Source organism: Frondihabitans australicus (assembly GCF_003634555.1).
GTDB lineage: Bacteria > Actinomycetota > Actinomycetes > Actinomycetales > Microbacteriaceae > Frondihabitans > Frondihabitans australicus.
In genome coordinates, this window is record NZ_RBKS01000001.1 from 502536 (window position 1) to 525217 (window position 22682).

The following is a 22682-nucleotide window of genomic DNA, read 5'->3' on the forward strand; positions in this document are numbered from 1 at the left end:
AACCCTGTCATTCAGCCAAGGGTGTTCGGAGCGGACCGCCTCAAGGTTGTGAACGAGTTGACCGACTGCGCCGCGCGGCTCGGCCCGCGGAGCGCGCCACCGGCTCCTGTTCACCCCGTCGTCCCCCGATTCACGCCTCAGATGAACGGGATGTGTCGTGTTCCTGGCAGTTCCAGGAAATTGCTGTACCCCGTGCAAACCCTCGAGCGGGTGCCCCCGAAGAGACACCATCTGCGCTCGCCTCCCCTGTTCGGGGGCCACGCACCGTCACCGACGACGACCACCACCCGAAACCGCCTCCACCCGAAGAGGAGCGTGACCCGTGTCGGCACCCACGACGCATTCCACGACCGGCCTGCTCACAGCAGGCTCGGCACCCCACCCGATCCTCACCCCGCAGCCGTCCGACGACGGCTCGTACGTGCCCAACCGGGGCGGCGCGGGCCTCGGCCACGCCGTGGCCGGCGGCTTCCACCTCCCGGCCTGGACGCCCGGCGAGTGGATCGGCTACTCGGCGCTCGTCGTCGCGTCGATCCTGCTGACCGCCGTCGCCATCTCGACGCTGTGGTGGATGCTGCACGCCTGGCGCTCGCGCGACAACCTCGACGGGACGACGTTCTCGGCGACGCCCCTGCCGGCGCGCCACCGCTTCACGCTCCTCGTCCCCGGGCGGCACGAGGAGGACGTCTTAGGCCAGACCCTCGACCGGCTGGCCGAGCAGGACCACCCCGACTTCGAGATCATCGCGATCGTCGGCCACGACGACCCCGGCACGGACCGGGTCGCCCGCGAGGCCGCGGCCCGCCACCCCGACCTCATCCGGGTCGTCGTCGACGAGACGAGCCCGAAGAACAAGCCGAAGGCGCTCAACCTCGCGCTGCAGACCGCCACGGGCGACATCGTCGGGGTGTTCGACGCGGAGGACGAGGTGCATCCCCGGCTCCTGAGCCTCGTCGACTCGCGCTTCACCGAGACCGACGCCGACGTGGTGCAGGGCGGCGTGCAGCTCATGAACTTCCGCACGTCGTGGTGGAGCCTCCGCAACGTGCTCGAGTACTACTTCTGGTTCCGGTCGCGGCTGCACTTCCACGCGAAGTCGAAGTTCATCCCGCTCGGCGGCAACACCGTGTTCGTGACCAAGGAGCGCCTCGACTGGTCGGAGGGCTGGGACGCCTCCTGCCTCGCCGAGGACTGCGAGCTCGGCGTGCGGCTCTCGAGCGCCGGCGCCAAGGTCGTCGTCGCCTACAGCCCCGAGGTCGTCACCCGCGAGGAGACTCCCGGCTCGTTCACGTCGCTGCTCAAGCAGCGCACCCGCTGGAACCAGGGCTTCATGCAGGTGCTCGGCAAGGGCGAGTGGAAGAAGCTGCCGACGATGAAGCAGCGCTTCTACGCGCGCTACCTGCTCACCATGCCGTTCATCCAGGCGATCACGGGCCTCCTGATCCCGGTCTCGGTGATCCTGATGCTCACGGTGAAGGTGCCGACGGGTGTGGCGCTCATCTCGTTCATCCCGCTCGCGCCGACGCTGGTGCTGCTGGCCGTCGAGTTCACCGGGCTCGCCGAGTTCGGGCGGACGTACGGCGAGAAGGTCCGCGCCCGCGACTACTTCCGCCTGGTCTGGGGCCTGATCCCGTACCAGATCTTCCTGGCCCTCGCGGCCGTCCGTGCGGTCTACCGCCAGCTGCGCCAGCAGAACGGCTGGGAGAAGACCGAGCACACCGGCGCCCACCGCGACGCCCCGGCGCAGGATGCGACGGTCACCCCGATCGGTGCCGCCCGGCCCGCACCCGAACCCGCCTTCCTCATGGCGTCTGGAGACGAGCGATGACGACGACCACCGAGCGCCCCGCAGCGCCTCCGGCCAGCCCGATCACCCTCGACACCTCGAGGAACGCCGCACCCGTCGCGCCCCGCTCGCGCGTCCGCGACTGGCTCGGCCGACACGGCGCGACACTCTCGTGGCTCCTGCCCGTCCTCGCGATCGTCGGCGTGGTGCAGCGGATCAACATGACCGGCTCGCCGCAGCGCATCGACGACGAGGGCACCTACACCGCCCAGGCCTGGGCGATCGGCCACCTCGGGGAGCTGACGCACTACACCTACTGGTACGACCACCCGCCGCTCGGCTGGATCCAGATCGCCGGCTACCTGGGGCTCACCGACGGCTGGGCCCGGTACTCGCAGGCGGTCTACGCCGGTCGCGAAGCCATGCTGTTCTTCGCGCTGGTCTCGGTCCTGCTGGTGTGGCTCCTGGGGCGCAGGATCGGCCTCGGCCGCCCGGCCGCAGCCGTCGGGGCCCTGGTGTTCGGCGTCTCGCCCCTCGCGATCCAGTACCACCGGACCGTGTACCTGGACAACGTGGCCGTTCCCTGGCTCCTGCTCGCCTTCTGGCTCGCGATGACGAAGAAGAACCAGCTCGCCGGATTCGTCGGCGCCGCCTTCGCGTTCGGCATCGCGGTGCTGTCGAAGGAGACCTTCCTGCTGGCGCTGCCGTTCCTCGCCTGGACGATGATCCGGTCGTCCGACCGGTCGACCCGCCGGTACACCCTGGCGACGTCCGGCGCCGTGCTCGCTCTCGTCGGCTTCTCGTACGTCGCGCTCGCCGCGGTGAAGGGCGAGCTGCTGCCGGGCAAGAACCACACGAGCCTCATCACGGGCCTCACCTTCCAGCTCGGCACCCGCAACTCGTCGGGGTCGATCTTCGACACGAAGAGCCTGTTCTTCCAGACGGTCAGCCAGTGGTGGAACCTCGACCAGGTCTTCATCGTCCTGGCTCTCCTCGCCGCGATCAGCGGCCTCTTCTTCCGTCGCACGCGCCCGTTCGCAGCCCTCGTGGTCTTCGCGGTCGCCGTGATGTTCCGCCCGAACAGCTACGTGCCCGTGCCCTACGTGATCATGGTGATCCCGTTCGGCGCCCTGCTCATCGCCGCAGTGTCGGACAGCGCCGTAAGGGCGTACCGAGAGCGCCGAGGCGGTGCGATCACCACGACGGCGAACCGCATCGGCGCCACCGCGTGGCTGGTCGCCGCGGCCGTCGCCGTCGCCGCGATCGTCCCGCTGTGGACGACGCAGCTGCGCGGCTTCGTCGCGGCCGACCTCGACTCGCCGATGGTCGGCGCCGAGAAGTGGGTCGACGACAACGTGCCGCACTCCTCGCGCCTGCTCGTCGACGACTCGATGTGGGTCGACCTCGTGAACGACGGGTTCGCCCGCGACAACGTCATCTGGTTCTACAAGCTCGACACCGACTCGGCGGTCCGGGCGCAGAACCCGAACGGCTGGAAGGACAGCGACTACGTCATCGAGACGAACTCGGTGCGCACCTCCGCCTACGCCGAGCCGAACATCAAGAAGGCGGTCGCCAACTCCACCGTCGTCGCCTCGTTCGGCACCGGGACCCAGCAGGTCACGGTCCGGCAGATCCACCCGCAGGGCCTCGCCGCGTACCAGGCGTCGGCGAAGGCGCAGGCCGCCGCCCGCGCGGCGATGGGCGCGCAGCTGGCCGCGAACCGCGACCTCACGGCGTCGTCGCAGGTGGTCACCGCCCTGAAGCAGGGCCGGGTCAACGCCCGCGCCGAGATCGTGCTCGGGCAGCTCCTCGCCACCGGGCCCGTCACCGTCTCGAACCTGTCGACCCTGCCCGGCGAGTCGTCCGAGCCCTATCGCCGGCTCGTCCTCAAGGCCTCGGCCCTGCCCGGCGCGCAGCTGGACGCCTGGCTCGAGGGGGTCGGCGACGCCTACCGGCCCTCGACCGTCACCCCGGGCGGCGGGGGCACCGCTGTCGCCGTGTTCCCGGCCGTCGACACCATCACCACGACGGGCTGACGGCTGCTCCTGCGCCCTGAAGCCCACACCCGAACCAGCACCACCCACCCCACCCGAAAGAAGGTCTCACCGTGACACGCATCACGACACAGCCGCCCCAGACACGTGGCGGCCTCCCGAGACGACTCGTCGTCGGATTCATCGTCGTCGCCGCAGTTCTGCTGGCCTCCGCCGCCGCGCTGTTCGGCGGTGCGAGCCAGGCCAAGGCCGCAGGATCAGGCGAGGGCTGGGTCCGGGTCGGCCATCTCTCGCCCGACACGAAGGCCGTCGACGTCACGCTGACCTCGCTCGCCGGCGGACAGGTCGTCTACAAGCTCGACGACGTGACCTATGGCCAGGTGAGCCCGTACAAGGAGCTGCCCGACGGCACCTACACCGTCGCCATGCGGGCGGCCGGAGCCGCGGCGTCGGCGAAGCCCGTCATCAGCGACTCGATCACGGTCGCCACCGGCAAGCCGATCACCGTCGTCGCGTACGGCAAGAACGCCGCGCTCAAGACCACGGTGTTCCAGGACGACCTCACGGCGCCCGCCGCCGGTGACGCACGCATCCGCCTCGTGCAGGCGGCCACCGTGTCGAAGTCGGTCAGCGTGAAGACGTCGACGGGCACGCCCGTGGCGACGAACGCGCCGTTCGGCAGCGCCTCCGGCTACGCGTCCGTCGGCGCCGGCAAGTGGACCCTCGACCTGACCGGAAAGCAGAAGGCGACCGCGTCGACCGCGAACGTCTCGCTCGCGAGCGGCTCGATCACGACGCTGTTCGTGCTCGACAACTCGAAGAACGGCATCACGATCGTCCCGGTGGTCGACTCTGCCGCGACGACCACCACGCCGAAGGGCGGGGTGCAGACGGGCGGCGGCTACGAGGCCACCCATCCGCAGCTCGACCTGACGAGCGGCTTCGTGCCGTTCAGTGCGGTCGGCTGAGCCCTGTCGGTCAAGACGAAAGCACTCATCGCCTCAGGCGCGGCACTGGCTGTCGTCGTGACGGGAGGCATCGCCGCCGTCGCCGTGGGGCTGCCGGGGTCGGACTCGTCCGCCCCGGCCCCCTCGGCATCGGCGACCTCGACTCCCACGTCGAACGACCGCGCGACGTCGACACGGTCGGCCAAGCAGATCGGCCAGGCCTTCCTCGCCGACTACCTCGACTCGTCGGGGCGGATCGTGCGCCGCGACCAGGGCGGCGACACCGTCAGCGAGGGGCAGGGCTACGGCATGCTCGTCGCGGTCGGCGTCGGCGACCGGTCGGCGTTCCGATCGATCTGGACGTGGACGAAGTCGAACCTCGAACGGAAGGACGGCCTCATGGCCTGGCAGTGGAAGAACGGGAAGGTCGTCGACGAGCAGCCCGCGAGCGACGCCGACCTCGACATCGCCCGCGCCCTCGTCCTCGCCGGGACGACCTTCCACGACGCCTCCTACACGAAGGCCGGCAAGGCGCTCGCCGGCCACATCGCCGACGACCTCACCGTCGGGACACCCGACGGCCGCGTGCTGCTGCCCGGCCTTTGGGCGAAGCAGGCCGGCGGAACGGCCGGGCCGTGGTCGTACGACCCGTCGTACGCGGCGCCGGCGACGTTCTCGCTGCTGGCGAAGGCCACGGGCGACGACCGGTGGTCCCAGCTGGTGACGGGGTCGCGGAAGGTGACCGGCCGGATCCTGCAGTCCACCGCGCTGCCCGCCGACTGGGAACAGATCAGGGCCGACGGCTCGGTCGTGCCGCTGCCCAACGCCACGGGCAGCGGAGGGACGGTCATGTACGGCTACGACGCGGGGCGCGTGGCCCTGCGATACGCCGCGTCGTGCTCGGCCGACGACACGGCGCTCGCCGCGAAGCTGGCGGCGCCCCTCGCGGGCAAGAGCCCGCTGCCGATGGAACTCGACCTCGGCGGCACGCCCCTGAACCAGGATCAGAGCCCCCTCGGCTACGACGCACGAGCGGCGGCACGAGCCTCGGCCGGCGACGCCTCGGGAGCCCGGAGCGATCTGCGCGCCGCCGACCGGCTGGCCCAGCGGACCCCGACCTACTACGGCTCGGCCTGGGACGCCCTCGCGGCACTCCAGCTCGAGACCACGACCCTCGGCGGATGCTCGCCGCTTGCGGGGGAGTGATCGTGCAGCGCTCTCGCCTCCGTTCCGCCCTCGTCGTCGTGGCGCTCGGCGCCGCCGCCGTGCTCGGCCTCGCCGGGTGCGCAGGAGCCGGGGCGTCGTCCGCCGGCCCCACACCGACCCCCTCGCCCACGGCCACGCACGACACCGACGCCGCCGGGCGAATCCAGGATCCGTCGTCGACCTCGCTCTCACAGGCCCCCGCCGCCGGCGTGGTGCCGACGCGCGTCTCGATCCCCGCGATCGGCGTGAACGCGGGCCTGCAGGATCTCGCGATCGCCGCCGACGGGTCGCTCAACCCGCCCGTCGGCGTCGTCGACGCCGGCTGGTACGCCAAGGGCGTCGTGCCCGGCGCGGTCGGCCCGGCCGTGATCGCCGGGCACATCGACTCGACGACGCAGCCCGGCGTCTTCCTGCACCTGGCGAAGCTGGTGCCGGGCGACACCGTGACCGTGACGATGTCGTCGGGGTCGGTCGAGACCTGGAAGGTGTCGGGGTCGCGCGCGGCCCTCAAGACTGCCTTCCCGACCAGCGACGTCTACGGCACCAGCCCGACCCCGCAGCTCCGGCTCATCACCTGCGGCGGCACGTTCAACGCCGCGATCGGTCACTACAACGAGAACACGATCGTGTTCGCCGACCTGGTCTCGTCGACCGCCCCGACGAAGTAGCGCTCAGGGCGTCGGCATGCCGCCGTCGACGTGCAGGGTCTCGCCGACCACGTACGACGACTCGTTGCTCGCGAGAAACACGAACGCCGGCGCGAGCTCGGCGGGCTGCCCCCAGCGGCCCAGGTAGGTCTGGTCGCCGGCGGTGGGCAGCGCCTCCGGCGGCTGGCCGCCCGCGGGCTGCAGCGGGGTCCAGATCGGGCCGGGTGCGACGGCGTTGACCCGAATGCCCTTCGGCGCGAGCTGCGCCGCGAGCCCCTTGGCGAGGTTGTTCACGGTCGCCTTCGTCGCCGCGTAGTGCACCAGGTGCGGCGACGGCGCGTACGCCTGGATCGACGTCGTGTTGATGATCGCGGAGCCCGGCGGAAGGTGAGGCACGGCCGCCTTGGTGATCCAGAATGTCGCGTAGGCGTTCGTCTTGAACGTCTGATCGAACTCGTCGTCGCTGATGTCGACGATGCTCTCGACGTTCTGCTGCTTGCCCGCGTTGTTCACGACGATGTCGAGGCCGCCCAGTCCGTCGACGGCCCTCTGCACGGCCTCCCGCGCGAAGGCGGCGTCCTTGAGGTCTCCGGCGATGTCGACGGCCGTGCGGCCCGCCTCGCGGACGAGCGCCAGGATCCTGTCGGCGTCCTCCTGCTCTTCGGGGAGGTGGACGATCGCGACGTCGGCGCCCTCGCGCGCGTACGCGATGGCGACCGCGGCTCCGATGCCGGAGTCGCCGCCGGTGATCAGCGCCTTGCGGCCCTCGAGCCTGCCGGAGCCGCGATAGGTCTCCTCGCCGTGGTCGGCGGGCACGTTCTCGGCCATCTCGGCGTCCGTGCCGGCGCCTTCGAGGTACTGCTCGTCGGGCTTCCGGTCGGCGTACATCGCGGTCGGGTCCTGCATCGTGTACTGGTCCATGTCGGTCCTCTCGTCAGGCGCCGACGGTACGCGCGGCCCCGATCCGGCCCGCCCGGGATGTCACCCGCCCTGTCCGTTCTGCGACGACACGTCGGAGGCACCCGGGCCGAGGATCAGGCGGCGTCGGGGACGGTCGCGAGCAGTTCGCGGGTCTGCCGCACGTAGTCGTCCTGGAACGCAGGGTCCATCACCTGGTGGGAGCCGCGCATGGGCCGGGCGTTCTCGTCGTAGTAGGTGCCCGTGGCTCCTGCGCCCGTGAGAATGCCCGCGATGACCCGGCCGGCGCGCTTCGGGGTGGTGAAGTGGGGCAGCAGCGTGAGCGCCGGGGCCAGCATCTTCGACAGACGCAGGAGCGCGGGCGACGCGTCACGCGAGAGGTTCGACCCCGGGTTGACGCCCGGCTCGATCGCCGAGAAGCGCAGCCGCGGGTACTCGCGGGCGAAGGCGAGCGCCGTCGCGAGATTGCCCTGCTTCGACGTGGCGTAGGCGTCGGCGCCCGGCAGCCGCGAGCCGCCGTCGGTGAGCCACTCGCCGCGCGACGACGCCTCGACCGAGATGAAGCGGGAGCCGCGGAAGCCGGCGCGGACGGCGGGCACGCGCTCGGGGTCTTCGACGGCGGAGACGATGAACACGACGTGCGTGCCGTCGGCGAGCTGGGGGAGGAGAGCCTCGGTGAACGCGAACGGCCCGAGGTGGTCGGTGGCGTAGGTGCCGTCGAATCCCTGCGGGCTCGAGAACGGCTTCATCGACATGATGCCGGCGTTGTTGAGGACGCCGCCGATCGGCAGTCCGAGGGCCGCGACCTCACGGGCAGCGCGACGCGCGGAGGGGATGTCGGCGAGGTCGCCGGTGACGCTCACGGCGCTGCCGCCGGCCTCGCGGATCTCCGCCTCGACGGCGGCGAGCTTGGCGGGGCTCCGCCCGACGAGCACGACGGTGCCGTGCTTCGCGAGCTCGAGGGCGGTGCGGTGTCCGATGCCCGACGTGGGGCCGGTGATCACCCAGGCGGAGCCGCCTGCGGTACCCGCGGTGCCGGGAGCGGCTGGATCGGTGGGGGTCATGTCGAGCCTTTCGTCGTGGGGCCGTCTCTCGGGCCCCGTCTTCCTCGATACTCCGCGTCGCGCCGGAGCGGAACCAGTGGCCCCGATGTCGTAGGACTGCCGGGGCCAGGACAACGCACCGCGCAGCCGAGCACACTGGGCGCATGGAAGCGAGCGAGTTCGGTCGGATGGTGCGGCGCCGCCGTGAGGCGACGGCCCCCGCCGACGTGGGCCTGCCCGTAGGTTCGCGGCGCCGGGCTCCCGGGCTCCGCCGCGAGGAGCTTGCCGGTCTCGCGGGCATCTCGCCCGACTACCTCACCCGGCTCGAGCAGGGCCGCGCCACATCGCCGTCGGCGCAGGTGGTCGAGGCGCTGGCGCGGGCACTGCGGCTGTCGGACTCCGACCGCGACCTGCTCTATCGGCTCGCCGGGCACGCCGCTCCGGGCCTCGACCTCATGCCGACCCGCATCCCGGCCAGCATCTCGAGGATGCTCGACCGCTTCGCCACGACTCCCGTGGGAGTCTTCGACGCCACCAACACTCTCCTCGTGGCCAACCGCCCGTATGACGCGCTGATGGGCGACACGACCGCGTGGAAGGGCCTCGAGCGCACGTCGCTCTGGCGCCACCTCGTCGGCCCCGGCTCCCGCGTCGTCCACACTCCGGCCGAGTTCGACGAGCTGATCCGCCTGCAGGTCGCGGACCTCCGCCTCACCGCGGCTCGGTATCCGCGCGACGCGTCGCTCGCGTCGCTCGTTGCGCGGCTCACGGACGCGAGCCCGCTGTTCGCGTCGCTCTGGCGGACCGGGTCGACCGAGCTGCCGCGCGAGCTGGGCCGCCGAAAGGTCGTCGATCATCCGGCCGTAGGGCGGATCGAGCTCGACTGCGACACGCTGATCGTGGCCCAGGACGACCTGCGGATCCTGATCTACACCGCCGAGCCCGGCACGGAGGACGCCGCGCGGCTCGACCTCGCGATCGTCGTCGGCACGCAGGCCCTGGTCGACTAGGCCCGGGCCTCGGGCGACGACCCGAAACGCAGCCCGAGCCCGACCTCGCGGGTGTCGCGCAGTCGCCCGCCCGAGACCTCGACGGGCGCAGGATCCGACAGCACCCCGCACTCCCCGAACATCGCGCCCTCGACCACCTCGGCGGGCGACTCGGCGTCGAGCGCGAGGGCGAGGGGCCCCGAGAGCTCGGGCAGCAGATGCAGGGCGATCGTCGCGCCGGCGTCGGCGATCTCGGCCGCGATGTCGAGGAGCGGGGTGATGCCGCCGACGCGCACCACGTTCGGCTGCAGCACGGCGGCGGCGCCCGATCGGGCGAACTCGCGGAAGCGGTACCGCGTGTGGAGGTTCTCGCCGCAGGCGACGGGGGTGGGGATGGCCTTCGCGAGCTCCTGGTAGCCCTCGAGGTCGTCGGCGCGCAGGGGTTCCTCGATCCAGGCGGGGTCGACGTCGCCGAGCACGCGCATCGCCGCACGGGCGTCGTCGCGGCTCCAGCGCTGGTTGGCGTCGAGCATCAGCCTCCGGTCGTCGCCGAGGAGCGCGCGGACCTCCCTGACGCGCGACACGTCGCGGGCGAGGTCGGGGGAGCCGACCTTGATCTTCACGGCGTCGAAGCCCGCGTCGATCCACCGCTGCACCTGCGCCAGCAGGTCGTCGAGCGGGTAGTGCAGGTTGACGCCGCTGCCGTAGGCCGCGACGTCGTCGCGTCGGCGGCCGAGGAGGTCGGCGATGGGAAGCCCCGCGCGACGCGCGGCGAGATCCCACAGCGCGGTGTCGAGGCCGGCCGTCGCGATCGTGGTGACGCCGCCGGATCCGGCCTCGTGCAGGTGCGCCCAGAGGTCGGGCCAGAGCGTCCGGGCGTCGGCGGTCCGACCGACGGCCCACGACGCGATGTCGTGATCGAGCATCGCCCGCACACTCGCGGCGCCGATCGAGGGCGTCCACGACAGACCCCAGCCGGTCGCGCCGTCGGTGTCGTCGACGCGTGTCTCGATGACGGTCACGGCGGGGACGTCGTCGGCCCATGGGCGGCGGAGGGGCACGCGGATCGCGCGGGTGGTGAGCGCTGCGATGCGCGAGTCGGAGGATGCGCGCGAGTCGGCGGGTGCGACCGAGCCGGCGGGCACCCCCGTGTTCGCGGGCATCAGGCCCGAGGCGCCGCGGCGGTGGCCGAGCGTGTGTCGGCGAGCTCCTGCGCCAGCCGTTCACCCGCCTCGAGGATCGTGCCGAGGCGCGCCAGCTGCTCGTCGGTCGGATCGGCCAGCGGAGGCCGCACCGAGCCGACCGGCACGCCCTGCAGGCGCAGCCCGGCCTTGACGAGCGACACGGCGAAGCCCGGCGTCTCGTCGCGCAGTCGCACCAGCGGCAGGTAGAACTCGCGCAGGATCCGGAGGCGCGTCGGCTCGTCGCCCGCTCGGTACGCCTCGTAGAACGCGGTCGCGATACCCGGTGCCATCGCGAAGGCCGCCGACGAGTAGAGCGGCACGCCGATGCCCCGGTAGGCCGCCTGCGACACCTCGGCCGTGAGGAGCCCGTTGAAGAAGAGGAGGTCGGGGCGGATCGCCGTGGCGGCGGCGACGAGCTCCTGCATCATCGCGATGTCGCCGTGGCCGTCCTTCACGCCGATGACCCGCGGGTCGGCGACGAGCCGCTCGACGGTGGCGGCCCGATAGAGGGCGTTGGCCCGGTGGTAGAGCACGACCGGCAGGTCGGCTGCCTCGACGATCGTCTCGACCCAGCGCGCCAGGCCGTGCTGCGGGCCCGAGACGAGATACGGGGGCAGCAGGAGCAGGGCGTCCGCCCCGGTGTCGCGCATCCTCCGCGCGCTCTCGATCGCGTCTCCGAGGGCGCCGCCCACCCCGGCGACCACGGGCACGCGATCGTCGGCCGGTCGCCCTGCGACGGCTTGGGCGGCAACGCGCGCGACGACCGCGCGCTCGGCGATCGAGAGCGCGTGGAACTCGCCGGTGCCGCATCCGGCGAACACTGCACCCGCGCCGTCGTCGAGCCGTGCCGCCACGTGGTCGCGAAGCACCCCCTCGTCGACGTCGCCGCCGTCGCCGAACGGTGTGACCGGGAAGAACAGGACTCCGTCGAACGTGAGGGGAGCGGGCATGGGGGAATCCTACGATCCCCGACGGTCTCGCCGCCCGTAGGTCTAGACGGCGACCGTGGCGAGCGTCACCTCGGCCCACTCCGGCTCCCACGAGCCGACGAGGGTGGCCTCGGGCGGCGCGGGCCGGACCAGGGGTTCGCTCGCCGGCAGACGCGACACCGTCACCCGCAGGGTCGGCGTCGTCGCGGTCGAGGAGCTCGCAGTGTCGGACACCGTGACGGCCTCGGGCTCCGGCACCGAGATCCGTGCCGCGGCCTCGGACCCACCACCGCGCACGACGGCATTCGGTTCGCGCGCCACCTCGACGCCGTCGATCTCGTAGTGCTCTTCGGCCTGCGTGGCACCCGTCAGAACGGCTGTCACGAGCGCCACCAGCGAGGCGGGATCGCCGAGGCCGTCGTAGACATAGCGCGTGCCGAGCACGGAGTGGCTGAGGGTGCCGATGAGGTGCCCCTCCGCGCCGACGAGCGGAGTGTCGCGATAGGTCAGGGGCACCTGGAGCACGGGCCCGTCACCGGCGCGCACGAAGAGGGTCTCGATGCCCACGAGCCCCTCGGGGTCGTCGAACCGGAACGCCGCGACCTTGTCGAGGGGTGCTCCCGCTTCGCCGCGGAACCACGGGCGGCTCTTGACCCACGCGTCGACGAGCTCTGTCTTGGAGGGCACGAGTTCGGCCCGGTGGATGAGTGCCATGCTGCGATCCTAGGAGCGGCCGGCGCACGGCGGATCCAGAGGCGGGGCATCGAGTCCCCACTGACGACGCTCGTAGCGTCGCCAGGGTGTCCGTCGAAGCTCCTCCCGCCTCCGGGGCGGAGCCCGGGGCGTGGCGAGCCGCGGCGGGTGCACCGCAGCCACCCCGCACCGGCCGCCTGCACGAGCTCGACCTGCTGCGCGTCATCACCTTCTGCGGCGTGATCGCCGTGCACACGATCTCGTTCACGGCCCCCTCGACCTCGACCGGCGCCTACGCGCTGCTCATGCTGCTGCACTGCACACGCGACGTGTTCTTCTCGCTGACCGCGTTCCTCCTGGCCCGCACCGCGCTCGCCGACCCGACACGAGCGCGGCGCGGAGCCCGCAGGCGCTACCTCCTTGTCGCGGTGCCGTACCTCGCCTGGTCGCTGATCTACGTGGTCGTCGACAGCGGCGAGGCGGGCGACCCGCTGCGGCTCCTGGGCACCTACGCCGCCGACGTCGTCATGGGCACGGCCGAGTACCACCTGTACTTCCTGCTCGTGACGCTGCAGCTGTACGCGGCGATGCCGTGGATCGTGCGTCAGGTGAAGCGCTTCGCCGGGCGGCCGTGGCCGATCCTGCTCGCAGCCCTCGCGGTGCAGGGAGGCATCGTCGCCGTCGCCGAGTACCTCCCGGCGCAGATCGCGTGGATGCACGACGCCGAGCAGCAGCTCCTGCCCACCTACCTCTTCTCGGTCGTGCTCGGCGTCGTCGCGGCGACGCGAGAGCGTGCCCTGCTCGAGTGGGTCCGCTCGAGGCGCGCCGCCCTGGCGGGGCTGTTCGGCGCAGGAGCATGCGCCACCGTCGCCGTCTTCCTCGCCCAGCGCCAGGCCGGTCTCTCCCCGCAGAACGCCGCCGCAGCCCTCCAGCCCGTCACGGTGCTCTGGAGCGCTCTCGCGGCCGTCGCCCTGCTCGCGGTCGGCGCCGTCTGGGCGGACCATCGCCGCCCGGCCTCGCGGGCATCTCGGGCGGTGGCCTGGGCCAGCGACCGGTCGTTCGGCGTCTACCTGGCGCACCCGCTCGTGCTCGCCGGGCTCCTCGCCGGTGGCTGGTTCGTCGGGCACACGGGGTTCCCGTCGCGCACCGCGGTGGCGTACGTGCTCGTCGTCGCGGGCGCCATCGGTCTCGTCGAGGTGCTGCGGCGCTCGCCGCTGAGTCTCCCGCTCACCGGGCGGCCGCGAATCGGGCCCGCCGCGGCGCATATCGGAACGCCCAGAACAGGCTGGCCGTTCGGTGAGCGCGCGTGGTCGCGGCCGGGGAAGCGGGCGGACGCACCCTAGCGTGGCCCGGGTGCGTCGCGAACCGAGCGACCATCGTGCCCCGAGGAGTCCCGCGTGCCGAAGAGACGCTCCGCAGCCCAGGCGCGGCTGATGCGACCCTTGAATCGCCGCACGGGCCTCGTCGCCGGCATCATGCTGGCGCTGATCCTGGCCCTCGCGGTCCGGCTCGTCGACCTGCAGGTCGTCGACGCGCGCACCCTCGACGCCGAGTCGAACAGCCAGATCTCGGTGACGCAGCCGATCTACGCCGACCGCGGCGACATCGACTCCGCCGACGGCACGGTGCTGGCGTCGACCGTGCTGCGGTACGACGTGACCGCTGCTCCTGCGGAGGCGTCGACCTTCAGCCGCGCCGACGGGAAGAAGAGCGAGAAGGTCACGGTCGAGCAGGCGATGATCTCGCTCGCCAAGATCACCGGCACCCCGGCCAAAACGCTGCTGAGCAGGATCACGGCGAACCCGAAATCGCAGTACGCCCTGCTCGCCTCGAGTGTCGACGTCTCGGCGTACGACTCGATCACGGCGCTGAAGATCCCGTACGTCTACCTCGAGCGGCACACGGCGCGGACCTACCCCGATGGCGCCGTCGCCGGAAACCTCGTCGGCTTCACCGGCGACTCGGGCGCGCAGGCCGGTCTCGAGCTCAAGGAGAACTCGTGCCTCGCCGGCACGGACGGCTCGGAGACCTACGAGCGCTCCGCCGACGGCACCGCCCTACCGGGCACGACGACCGTGACGAAGAAGGCGGTCTCGGGTGGCACGGTCGAGACGACCATCGACGCCGACCTGCAGTATCAGGTGCAGCAGGTGCTCGACGAGCAGGTGAAGGCTCTCGGCGCCCAGTCGGGCACGGCCATCGTCGAGCGCGTGTCGGACGGCCACCTGCTCGCGGTGGCGGACTCGCCGAGCGTCGACCCCAACAATGTGAACGGCACGGCGTCGGGAAACCTCTACTCGAAGGCGTTCACGGACCTCTACGAGCCGGGCTCCACGATGAAGGTGCTGTCGGCGGCGTCGCTGATCGACCAGGGCAAGGCGTCGCCCTCGACCGAGGTGACCGTGCCCGACGAGCGGACCTTCCCCTGGGGCGGCCGCATCGGCGACGCCGAGACGCACCCGGTCGAGAAGCTCACGCTGACGGGGATCCTGGCGAACTCGTCGAACGTCGGCATCTCGCTGATCGGTACGCGCCTGTCGAAGCAGGAGCGCTACGACTACCTCGAGAAGTTCGGCCTCGGGCAGGTCTCGGGCGTCGACTTCCCGGGCGAGCCGACCGCGCCGCTCAAGCCGGTGTCGCAGTGGGACGAGCAGACGAACTACAACGAGCTGTTCGGGCAGGGCATCTCGGCGACCGCGATCCAGATGGCCGACGCCTACCAGGCCATCGCGAACGGCGGCGTCCGGATCCCGGCGACACTCGTGACCGGATGCCGCAGCGCCGACGGGACCGTGACGAAGACGGCGGCGCAGACGCCGGTCAGGGTGGTCTCGTCGTCGACGTCGAAGCAGATGCTCGAGATGATGGAGACGACGATGCAGTCCGGCACGCTGAGCGGGACGGCGCCGATCTCGGGCTACTCGATCGCGACCAAGACCGGCACCGCGCAGATCGCCGACGCCCCGAACGGCGGCTACGGGCAGGACTACGTCACCTCGGTCGCCGCCATCGCGCCGGCCGCCGACCCGCAGTACGTCGTCTTCATCACGTTCACGAAGCCGACCGTCAACAAGACCTCGGCGGGCGTCGGCCCGGCGTTCCGCGAGATCACGAGCGACGTGCTCCAGGACTACCGGGTCACGCCGAACGACCAGGAGTCGAACCTGCCGACGATCTGGTGACCGGCGCGTGACACCCGACTCCCAGCGAGCATCGGCTGACTGGCGAGAAACGTCCAGATTTCCTACGGCCCGCTCATAGCCGATCTCAGGAGCCTCGGAATCGGACATGAGACGCGCATGTCCCGGCCGACACAGCAACGGCCGCGCCCCTGAACGAAGAAGTCCCATGCCCGGCACCACAGCTCTGCCCTCGTGGCTGATGTCCCTCCCGATCACCTCCTTCCGAGTCCTCGCCGTCGTCGACGTCGTGGCCGCGATCCTCGCGATCGTTCTCCTGCTGCCGATGCGGAGGCGTCGATGGTGGCTCTGGGTATCGGTGGCCGCCCTCGTCGGCGCCGTCGCGGGCGGCGTGACGATCTGGTGGGTCGGCGACGTCCAGGACGTCTTCGACGTGTCGCCGACGTGGGTCGACCGGATCTGGACCGGCGTCGTGTTCGCCGGGGTCCTCGTGGCCCTGGTCAACATCGCCCTGGCCGGATGGCTCCGCAAGGCCGTCGCGGTGCTGGCGATCGTCGCGATCGTGCTCGCCGGCGGTCTGGCGATCAACCGCGACGTGGGGGAGTTCCTCACGCCCAGCCAGCTGCTCGGCACGAACGGGTATCGGCGGATCCTGCTGCCGAAGGAGAAGCGGCTGGACCCGGCGGCCGAGGCCGCGGCCGACGCCTTCGACCCGACGCTCTACGAGACCTGGCGCGCGCCGTCGACGATGCCCGACAAGGGCCGTGTCGGCGAGGTGAGCATCCCCGGCACGGTGTCGCACTTCCACGCCCGTGACGCGATGGTCTACCTGCCGCCCGCGGCCCTGGTGAAGCACGCGCCCTCCCTGCCGGTCGTGATCCTGATGTCGGGGCAGCCGGCCAGCCCGAGCTCGGTGATCGACGCCGGCCACATCCCGGCGACCCTGAACGCGTTCGCCCGCAAGAACCACGGGCTGGCTCCGATCGTCGTGGTGCCCGACCAGCTCGGAGCGAGCGAGGACAACCCGATGTGCGTGAACGGCGCGCTCGGCAACAGCGCCACCTACCTGCTCGACGACGTGCCGACCTGGATTCGCGACCATCTGCACGTCGAGACCGGGCGCCTCGCCTGGACGGTCGGCGGCTTCTCGCAGGGCGCGACGTGCTCGATCCAGTTCGCGACCGCGCACCCTCAGATGTTCGGGCAGTTCATCGACATCTCGGGGCAGCAGTACCCGACCCTCGACAACGACCAGCAGGCCATCGTGGAGGGCTTCGGCGGCAGCACGCAGGCGTTCGACGACGCCAAGCCCGCCACGATCATGGCCCGGCACGGCCGCTACCAAGACCTCGACGCGCTCTTCGGGTACGGCCAGTTCGACGAGAAGTACGGCGCCAACTCGAAGGTGATGTCGGCTCTCGCCGAGCACTACGGCATCCGCGTGACCCGCTACGTCTCGCTCGGCAGCGCCCACGACTGGACCACCGCGACGAACGGGTTCGCCGAGGGCATCGGGCTGTTCTTTCCGCGGATGGGGCTCTCGGCGACGAGGCAGTCGCTGTGAGCGCGGCCTCGGGCGGCCCCGACCGCGCGCCTGCCTCTGGCCCGGCGTCAGCGCCCCGGTCTCCGGGCGCGGCAGTCGCCGTGAGCCTGTGGGCGGCGCTCCGTCGCCACCCGGTCACGGCGCTGACCGCGCTCGTTGCCGCCGTCCTGCCCGACCCGCTGCCGGAGCGGATCCTCGGGGTCGTGGCCGCCGTCGCCCTGATGGGCCTGGCCGAGTCGCGGCTCGGATCGCGCCGCACCCTCGTCGTCGCGCTCACCGGCTCGGCGGCGGCGATCGGCGCGGCGGCCGCCCTCACGTCGGTCGCCGAGCACGTCCCGGCGGGTTGGGCGCACGACGTCGTGGCGCACGCCGACGTGTCGCCGATCACGCCGTCGCTCGCGGCCGTGATGGCCGCGTCGGCGGTGCTGAGCCCGCTCTGGCGGCGCAGGATCCGGCTGCTCGGCTTCGCGGCCATCATCGCGTTGGTGCTCTACGACGGCCGGCCGTCCAGCCTGTACGCGCTGATCGGCGCCCTCGTCGGGCTCGCCGCCGGCCGGGTGATCCGACGAGGCACCCGCGCGCCCGTCGGCTGGTCGCAGAGCACCCGCCACGAGGCCCGCGTGCTGCTCTCGGGAGTCGTCGCGCTCACGGCGATCGGTCCGCTCATCACGCTGTCGGCCCGCGCGCCCGCGGGTGTTCTCGCGCCTCTCGGCGGCCTGTTCGAGGACCGCTACAGTGTCAGCCGGTCGGCCGCGCAGAGGTGCGCGGACATCGGCCAGGCGCTGTTCGCCCGGGGGACCTCCGCGGGCTCCTGCGTCCGCGACATGGCCCTGGCCGACCTTCACGGGCCGGGCACGATCGCGCTCAGCGTGCTTCCGCTGGCGACGCTGCTCGTCGCGGCCGCGTTCATCCGCCGCGGCAGCCGGCTCGCCGTGATCGCGGCGGTGACGGTGAACCTCCTCCTCGCGGGGCTCGCCGCCGTGTACTACGCGGTGCTGCCGCTGGCGGTCGACCCCGCGGGCAGCGAGCGCGGCGCGAGATTCCGACTGCTGTTCGTCCACGGGCTGTCGATCGTCACTCCGCTCGCGGTCGCCGTCGTGCTGCTCGTGTTCCTGCGTCATTTCGCCGTCCGCACGCCCCGCCGTGTCACGGCCGCGTACCTCGGTGTCGTCGCCGTGGCGTTCGCGGCGCTGTCGGCCCTCTACGTCGGGGTCGCGGCGAGTCACCTGGGGGAGTTCCGGCCGTCGAGCGGCCTCGGGGACGTGATCCTGCTCACACCCCAGCGGTTCGTGCCGCTCGGGTACCTGGGCCCCGAGCACCTCGGCCCGGTGCCGGCCGGCGGTGTCGCGCGCGTCGCGTTCGAGAGCGTCGGCGCCGTGTTCTGGCTCGTCGTCGCGGGCGGCCTGGCCGTGGCCGCGGGGCGGACGGCCGTGAGGGGCGCAGGAGCGCGGGATCGTGCCGACCTCCGCCGGCTCCTGCGCCAGGGCGCCCCCGGGGCGATGTCGCACATGGCGACGTGGCCCGGGAACTCGCTGTGGTTCGCCCCCGACCGGACGGCCGCCGTCGCCTATCGCCGCGTCGGATCGACCGCGATCACGCTCGGCGACCCGCTGTGCGACCCCGATGCGGCGCCCAGCGTGGTGCTCGGCTTCGCCCGGTGGTGCGACGAGCACGGCCTCACCCCGGTGTTCTACAGCGTCGACGCCGACCTCGAGCCGACGTTCGCGAGGCTGGGCTGGCGCACCATGCCGATCGCGGAGGAGACCGTGATCCGCACGGCGACGTTCTCGATGACGGGCAAGAAGTGGCAGGACGTCCGGTCGAGCATCAACCGTGCGGCCACCCGCGACATCGAGGCGGTCTGGACGCGGTACGCCGACCTCGGAGCGGGGCAGCTCGACCAGATCGAGCAGCTCTCGGAGGACTGGGTCGCCGGCAAGAGGCTGCCCGAGCTCGGCTTCACCCTCGGCGGCCTCGAGGAGATGGACGACCCCGACGTGCGCCTCATGCTCGCCGTCGACGACGCCGGGCGCGTGCTCGCCGTCACCAGCTGGCTGCCCACCTGGCGCGCCGGCGTCGTCGTCGGCTGGACCCTCGACTTCATGCGTCGGCAGGACGACGCCATGAACGGGATCATGGAGTTCCTCATCGCCCAGGTCGCGCTCCGGGCGCAGCAGGATGGCGTCGAGTTCGTCAGCCTCTCGGCCGCGCCGCTCGCGACCGTGCCGGGCGAAGCGGGCGCGACGAGTCAGACCGAGCGTCTGCTGGCCGCCCTGAGCCGCATGCTCGAGCCCGCCTACGGTTTCCGCTCGCTGCTGACCTTCAAGCTGAAGTTCCAGCCCGAGCTGTCGCCGCTGCTCATGGCCTACCCCGACCCCGTGCAGCTCCCCGCCATCGCCACGGCCCTCACCCGCGCCTACCTGCCCGGCCTCTCGCCGCGCACTGTCGCCGCCCTCCTCGCGCCGTGACCCCCGCCGCCGGTAGCCTCGCGACATGGACGCCCGAGACGCCTTCCGCGACATGCTCCGCGATCGCGTGGGGCCGGGGCTGCGCGAGCTCGGCTTCGCCGGCTCCGGCAACACCTGGCGACTGCGCGGCGACGCCGGGGACTGGGCGGTGGTGAACTTCCAGAAGTCGCAGTGGGGCTCATCGCAGGCGGTGCGCTTCTACATCAACATGCTCTTCGTGCTGGAGCCGATGCGCGAGTTCCTGGTGGACTACGAGCAGCGGCGACCCTCCCGGATCCCGGGACGATTCGACCACGTGTGGGAGAAGAGGCTCGACCGCCTTCCGCGAAAGGGCCTCAGCATGCGGCAGATTTGGGACTTCGCGGACGGCGCCGATGCCGAGGGAGTCGCGGCCGAGGTCGTGTCGACCGTCGAGGTCGCGGCGATGCCGACGTTTCGTCGCCTGCTCGATCGGAAGTCGTTCGTCGCAGAGCTCGCGAACGCCGAGAACGGGGGAATGCTCGGCGGGTGGTTGAGTCGAACCTCTCCCGAGGGTACGCGCGCGCTCATTCTCAGCGAGGCGGGTCCCGGCAACGAGGTGGGCGCCCTGCTGCAGTCTCTCGAAGCCGGTCTCCGCGTCGAGGACGGTGTCGAGGAGGGCACCTGGGACCACCGTCAGCTCGCCATCATCGAGTGGATTCGACGGCGGCTCGAGCAGCCCGAGGAGTGATGCGGGAAGTGGAGTAGCGTCCGGGCATGACAGCACGGTTCGTGTACTGGATGAACGTCTCGCTCGACCTCTACATCGAGGGCGGCCCGAACGAGCACGGCGACCTCGACGGGCCCGGCTGGGTGCGCATCGACGAGCAGCTCCACCGCGAGTTCAACGCGCGGGCCGCGGCCCTATCGACCATGGTGCAGGGCCGCACCGTGTACGAGCTCATGGATCCGTTCTGGCCCGACGCCCGCACCAACGAGAGCTTCCCCGATTACCTCCGCGAGTACGGCGAGATTTGGACCTCGAAGCCGAAGATCCTCGTCTCCCGCACGCGCACGTCGGCCGAGCATGGCACGCGCACCTTCGGCAGCGACGGTGACGCCATAGAACAGCTGGCCGAGCTGCGGGCCGCAGGATCCGGCGACATCGGCGTCGGCGGATCGAACCTCGCCTCGCAGCTCCTGCGAGCCCACCTCCTCGACGAGCTGATGATCTTCACCCACCCGAGCCTCCTCGGCGCAGGCAAGCCCCTCTTCGACCGCCTCGACGAGCCCGTCGAACTCGATCTGCTCGAGCAGCGCTCGTTCGACCAGGGCGTGACGCTGCACCGCTACAGCGTGCGCGGGGCCCTGCCGGCCTAGGGTGCCGCCCGTCTATCGGTCCGACGGCGTATCCGCGGCCGATCGGCGTAGCCGCGAGTCCTAGGAGCCGCGGGCTGGCCGGACGGGCGCGGGCTGGCCGGAAAGCCGCGGGCGGGCCGAACAGCCGCGGGCAGGCCGGACGGCCGCGGGCGGGCCGAAAAGCCGCGGGGCCGCCGGACGGGCGCGCTTGAGCGGCGCGGAGGGCCACACGCCCAGCGCGACGTGGCACGATCGAGGGAGGAGGTCACCAATGACGATCGACACCACCACCGCAGGCGCCCCCACGACGGGCGGAGCGGGCGGGGCAGACGACGAGCTCGCGCGGGTTCCCGCGATCCTGCGCCAGGCCCAGACGGCTCACGACGAGTGGTCGGCCCTGCCCCTCGAACGCCGGGCCGAGCTGCTGCGGGCCATCGCCGACGGGCTCGACGAGGCGGCCGGCACTCTGATCCCGATCGCCGAGCGCGAGACCGGGCTGACGACGGCGAGGCTCACCGGCGAGCTGACCCGCACCACCTTCCAGGTGCGGCTGTTCGCACGGGTGGTCGAGCGCGGCGAATTCCTCGGCCTGCGCGTCGACCACGCCGACGCCGACTGGCCGATGGGCGCACCCCGCCCGGACCTCCGCCGCATCCTCGTGCCGATGGGCCCGGTGCTGGTCTTCGCAGCCGGCAACTTCCCGTTCGCGTTCTCGGTCGTCGGCGGCGACACCGCGTCGGCGCTCGCCGCGGGCAGCGCCGTCGTGCTCAAGGCGCACCCCGGCCACCCCGAGCTCTCGCGCGCGACCCTCGACGTCGTCGCGGCCTCCGTCGACGCGGCGGGCGGCCCGGCGAATCTACTGCAGGGCCTGTTTTCGCAGGAGGCCGGCGTCGCAGCCCTCACAGCCCGCGAGATCAAGGCGTCCGCGTTCACCGGGTCGATCCGCGGCGGTCGCGCCCTGTTCGACATCGCGCAGTCGCGGCCCGAGCCGATCCCGTTCTACGGCGAGCTGGGCAGCACCAACCCGGTCTTCGTGCTGCCTGAGGCCGCAGGAGCCCGCGCAGACTCGATCGCCGAAGGCTTCCTCGCGTCCGTCACCGGCAGCCAGGGGCAGCTGTGCACGAAGCCGGGCGTGCTCTTCGTGCCCACCGGCAGCCCGGTGCTCGCGGCGGTGGCGGGAGCGTCGTCGACCGGGCCGGCGCGGCTCCTGGACCCCCGGATCGAGGCGAACTACCTGAACCGCCTCGAGTCGCTGCGCGAGCGCGCCGACGTGTCGGTGCTCTGGGACGACGACGCCTCGCTGGCGACGCCGCCCTCGCCGAGCGTGCTGCGCACCACGATCGACGCGGTGCTCGCCGACCCGGAGACACTCGTGGCAGAGACCTTCGGGCCGACCAGCCTCGTCGTCGAGTACACCGACGTCGCCGACCTGACCCGCGTCGCCCGGGGCCTCGAAGGGCAGCTCACCTCCACCGTCGTCGGCGACGAGGGCGACACGGCCGCCGCCGGGCCTCTGGTTCAGGAGCTCACGCAGCACGCGGGGCGCGTCCTCTGGAACATGTGGCCCACCGGCGTCTCGGTCACCTACGCGCAGACCCACGGCGGCCCGTACCCGGCGACGACGGCTCCGGGCTCGACGTCGGTGGGGACGACGGCGATCGAGCGGTTCCTGCGCCCGGTCACGTACCAGAACCTGCCCGACGCGCTGCTGCCGGAGGCGCTGCGCCGCGGCAACCCGCTCGGGCTGCCGCGCACCGTCGACGGTGTCCGCGAGGCCTGATTCGCGACACAACGCGACACCTGCGACGCGCCCGCACGTCGCAGGTGTCGCGTTTTGTCGCGCGATGGGGAGGAGCCGGGGAGCGCAGGGGAGGG

General features: G+C 72.0%; 18 protein-coding genes. 13 read left to right on the forward strand and 5 right to left on the reverse strand.

Annotated features, from left to right (window positions below; translation table 11 throughout):
- The first annotated feature begins 322 nt into the window (after positions 1-322).
- The 5 genes from C8E83_RS02325 (at position 323) to C8E83_RS02345 (ending at position 6604) form a co-directional block, all read left to right on the forward strand.
- Positions 323-1828 carry a glycosyltransferase gene (locus C8E83_RS02325; protein ID WP_245981362.1) on the forward strand — a complete coding sequence of 502 codons (1506 nt, stop codon included), beginning with the start codon at positions 323-325 and terminating at the stop codon, positions 1826-1828.
- Positions 1825-3825, forward strand: coding sequence for an ArnT family glycosyltransferase (locus C8E83_RS02330; RefSeq protein WP_121368249.1), 2001 nt, complete (start codon positions 1825-1827; stop codon positions 3823-3825). The genes C8E83_RS02325 and C8E83_RS02330 overlap by 4 nt, the downstream gene beginning before the upstream one ends.
- A 71-nt stretch (positions 3826-3896) precedes the next feature.
- The gene (locus C8E83_RS02335; RefSeq protein ID WP_121368250.1) at positions 3897-4751 is read left to right on the forward strand and encodes a DUF4397 domain-containing protein; all 855 of its coding nucleotides are present in this window, start codon (positions 3897-3899) and stop codon (positions 4749-4751) included.
- 57 nt (positions 4752-4808) lie between these two features.
- Positions 4809-5936: a family 8 glycosyl hydrolase gene (locus C8E83_RS02340; RefSeq protein WP_121368251.1), complete on the forward strand. Its 1128-nt coding sequence runs from the start codon at positions 4809-4811 to the stop codon at positions 5934-5936.
- A gap of 2 nt (positions 5937-5938) precedes the next feature.
- Positions 5939-6604 carry a sortase domain-containing protein gene (locus C8E83_RS02345; RefSeq protein ID WP_170159820.1) on the forward strand — a complete coding sequence of 222 codons (666 nt, stop codon included), beginning with the start codon at positions 5939-5941 and terminating at the stop codon, positions 6602-6604.
- A 3-nt stretch (positions 6605-6607) separates the two neighbouring features.
- Here the strand turns inward: C8E83_RS02345 and C8E83_RS02350 are convergent, their stop codons facing one another.
- Together C8E83_RS02350 and C8E83_RS02355 are read right to left on the reverse strand one after the other, a co-directional pair.
- Positions 6608-7504: a glucose 1-dehydrogenase gene (locus tag C8E83_RS02350; protein ID WP_245981365.1), complete on the reverse strand. Its 897-nt coding sequence runs from the start codon at positions 7502-7504 to the stop codon at positions 6608-6610.
- Positions 7505-7617: 113 nt separating this feature from the next.
- Entirely contained in the window at positions 7618-8565 is a 948-nt protein-coding gene (locus tag C8E83_RS02355; protein ID WP_121368253.1) for an SDR family NAD(P)-dependent oxidoreductase, read from the reverse strand.
- Positions 8566-8708: 143 nt separating this feature from the next.
- Here C8E83_RS02355 and C8E83_RS02360 point away from each other — a divergent pair, with 143 nt between their 5' ends.
- Positions 8709-9554, forward strand: coding sequence for a helix-turn-helix transcriptional regulator (locus C8E83_RS02360; RefSeq protein WP_121368254.1), 846 nt, complete (start codon positions 8709-8711; stop codon positions 9552-9554).
- Here the strand turns inward: C8E83_RS02360 and C8E83_RS02365 are convergent.
- The 3 genes from C8E83_RS02365 to C8E83_RS02375 are packed head-to-tail and all read right to left on the reverse strand — an operon-like array spanning position 9551 to position 12360.
- A complete protein-coding gene (locus C8E83_RS02365; protein WP_121368255.1) occupies positions 9551-10696 on the reverse strand; it encodes a mandelate racemase/muconate lactonizing enzyme family protein in 1146 nt (381 codons plus the stop codon). The genes C8E83_RS02360 and C8E83_RS02365 overlap by 4 nt on opposite strands.
- Complete coding sequence (locus C8E83_RS02370) at positions 10696-11667, reverse strand: 5-dehydro-4-deoxyglucarate dehydratase (protein WP_121368256.1); 972 nt, start codon at positions 11665-11667, stop codon at positions 10696-10698. The genes C8E83_RS02365 and C8E83_RS02370 overlap by 1 nt, the downstream gene beginning before the upstream one ends.
- A 42-nt stretch (positions 11668-11709) precedes the next feature.
- Positions 11710-12360 (reverse strand): CG0192-related protein, encoded by a 651-nt coding sequence (locus tag C8E83_RS02375; protein ID WP_147430053.1) that lies wholly within the window; start codon positions 12358-12360, stop codon positions 11710-11712.
- An 86-nt stretch (positions 12361-12446) separates the two neighbouring features.
- On the opposite strand from C8E83_RS02375, the gene C8E83_RS02380 reads away from it, so the two are divergent.
- From C8E83_RS02380 to C8E83_RS02410, 7 genes are all read left to right on the forward strand, one after another.
- Positions 12447-13682 carry an acyltransferase gene (locus tag C8E83_RS02380; RefSeq protein ID WP_170159821.1) on the forward strand — a complete coding sequence of 412 codons (1236 nt, stop codon included), beginning with the start codon at positions 12447-12449 and terminating at the stop codon, positions 13680-13682.
- Positions 13683-13772: 90 nt separating this feature from the next.
- On the forward strand, positions 13773-15521 hold the full coding sequence (locus C8E83_RS02385; protein WP_121368259.1) for a peptidoglycan D,D-transpeptidase FtsI family protein: 1749 nt from the start codon (positions 13773-13775) through the stop codon (positions 15519-15521).
- Positions 15522-15687: 166 nt separating this feature from the next.
- Positions 15688-17043: an alpha/beta hydrolase gene (locus tag C8E83_RS02390; RefSeq protein WP_121368260.1), complete on the forward strand. Its 1356-nt coding sequence runs from the start codon at positions 15688-15690 to the stop codon at positions 17041-17043.
- 80 nt (positions 17044-17123) lie between these two features.
- Positions 17124-19490 (forward strand): bifunctional lysylphosphatidylglycerol flippase/synthetase MprF, encoded by a 2367-nt coding sequence (locus tag C8E83_RS02395; RefSeq protein ID WP_147430054.1) that lies wholly within the window; start codon positions 17124-17126, stop codon positions 19488-19490.
- Between the two features lie 25 nt (positions 19491-19515).
- A complete protein-coding gene (locus C8E83_RS02400; protein WP_121368262.1) occupies positions 19516-20199 on the forward strand; it encodes a DUF4304 domain-containing protein in 684 nt (227 codons plus the stop codon).
- Between the two features lie 26 nt (positions 20200-20225).
- Positions 20226-20828: a dihydrofolate reductase family protein gene (locus C8E83_RS02405; RefSeq protein ID WP_121368263.1), complete on the forward strand. Its 603-nt coding sequence runs from the start codon at positions 20226-20228 to the stop codon at positions 20826-20828.
- 250 nt (positions 20829-21078) lie between these two features.
- Positions 21079-22587, forward strand: coding sequence for an aldehyde dehydrogenase (NADP(+)) (locus tag C8E83_RS02410; protein ID WP_121368264.1), 1509 nt, complete (start codon positions 21079-21081; stop codon positions 22585-22587).
- Positions 22588-22682 lie beyond the last annotated feature (95 nt).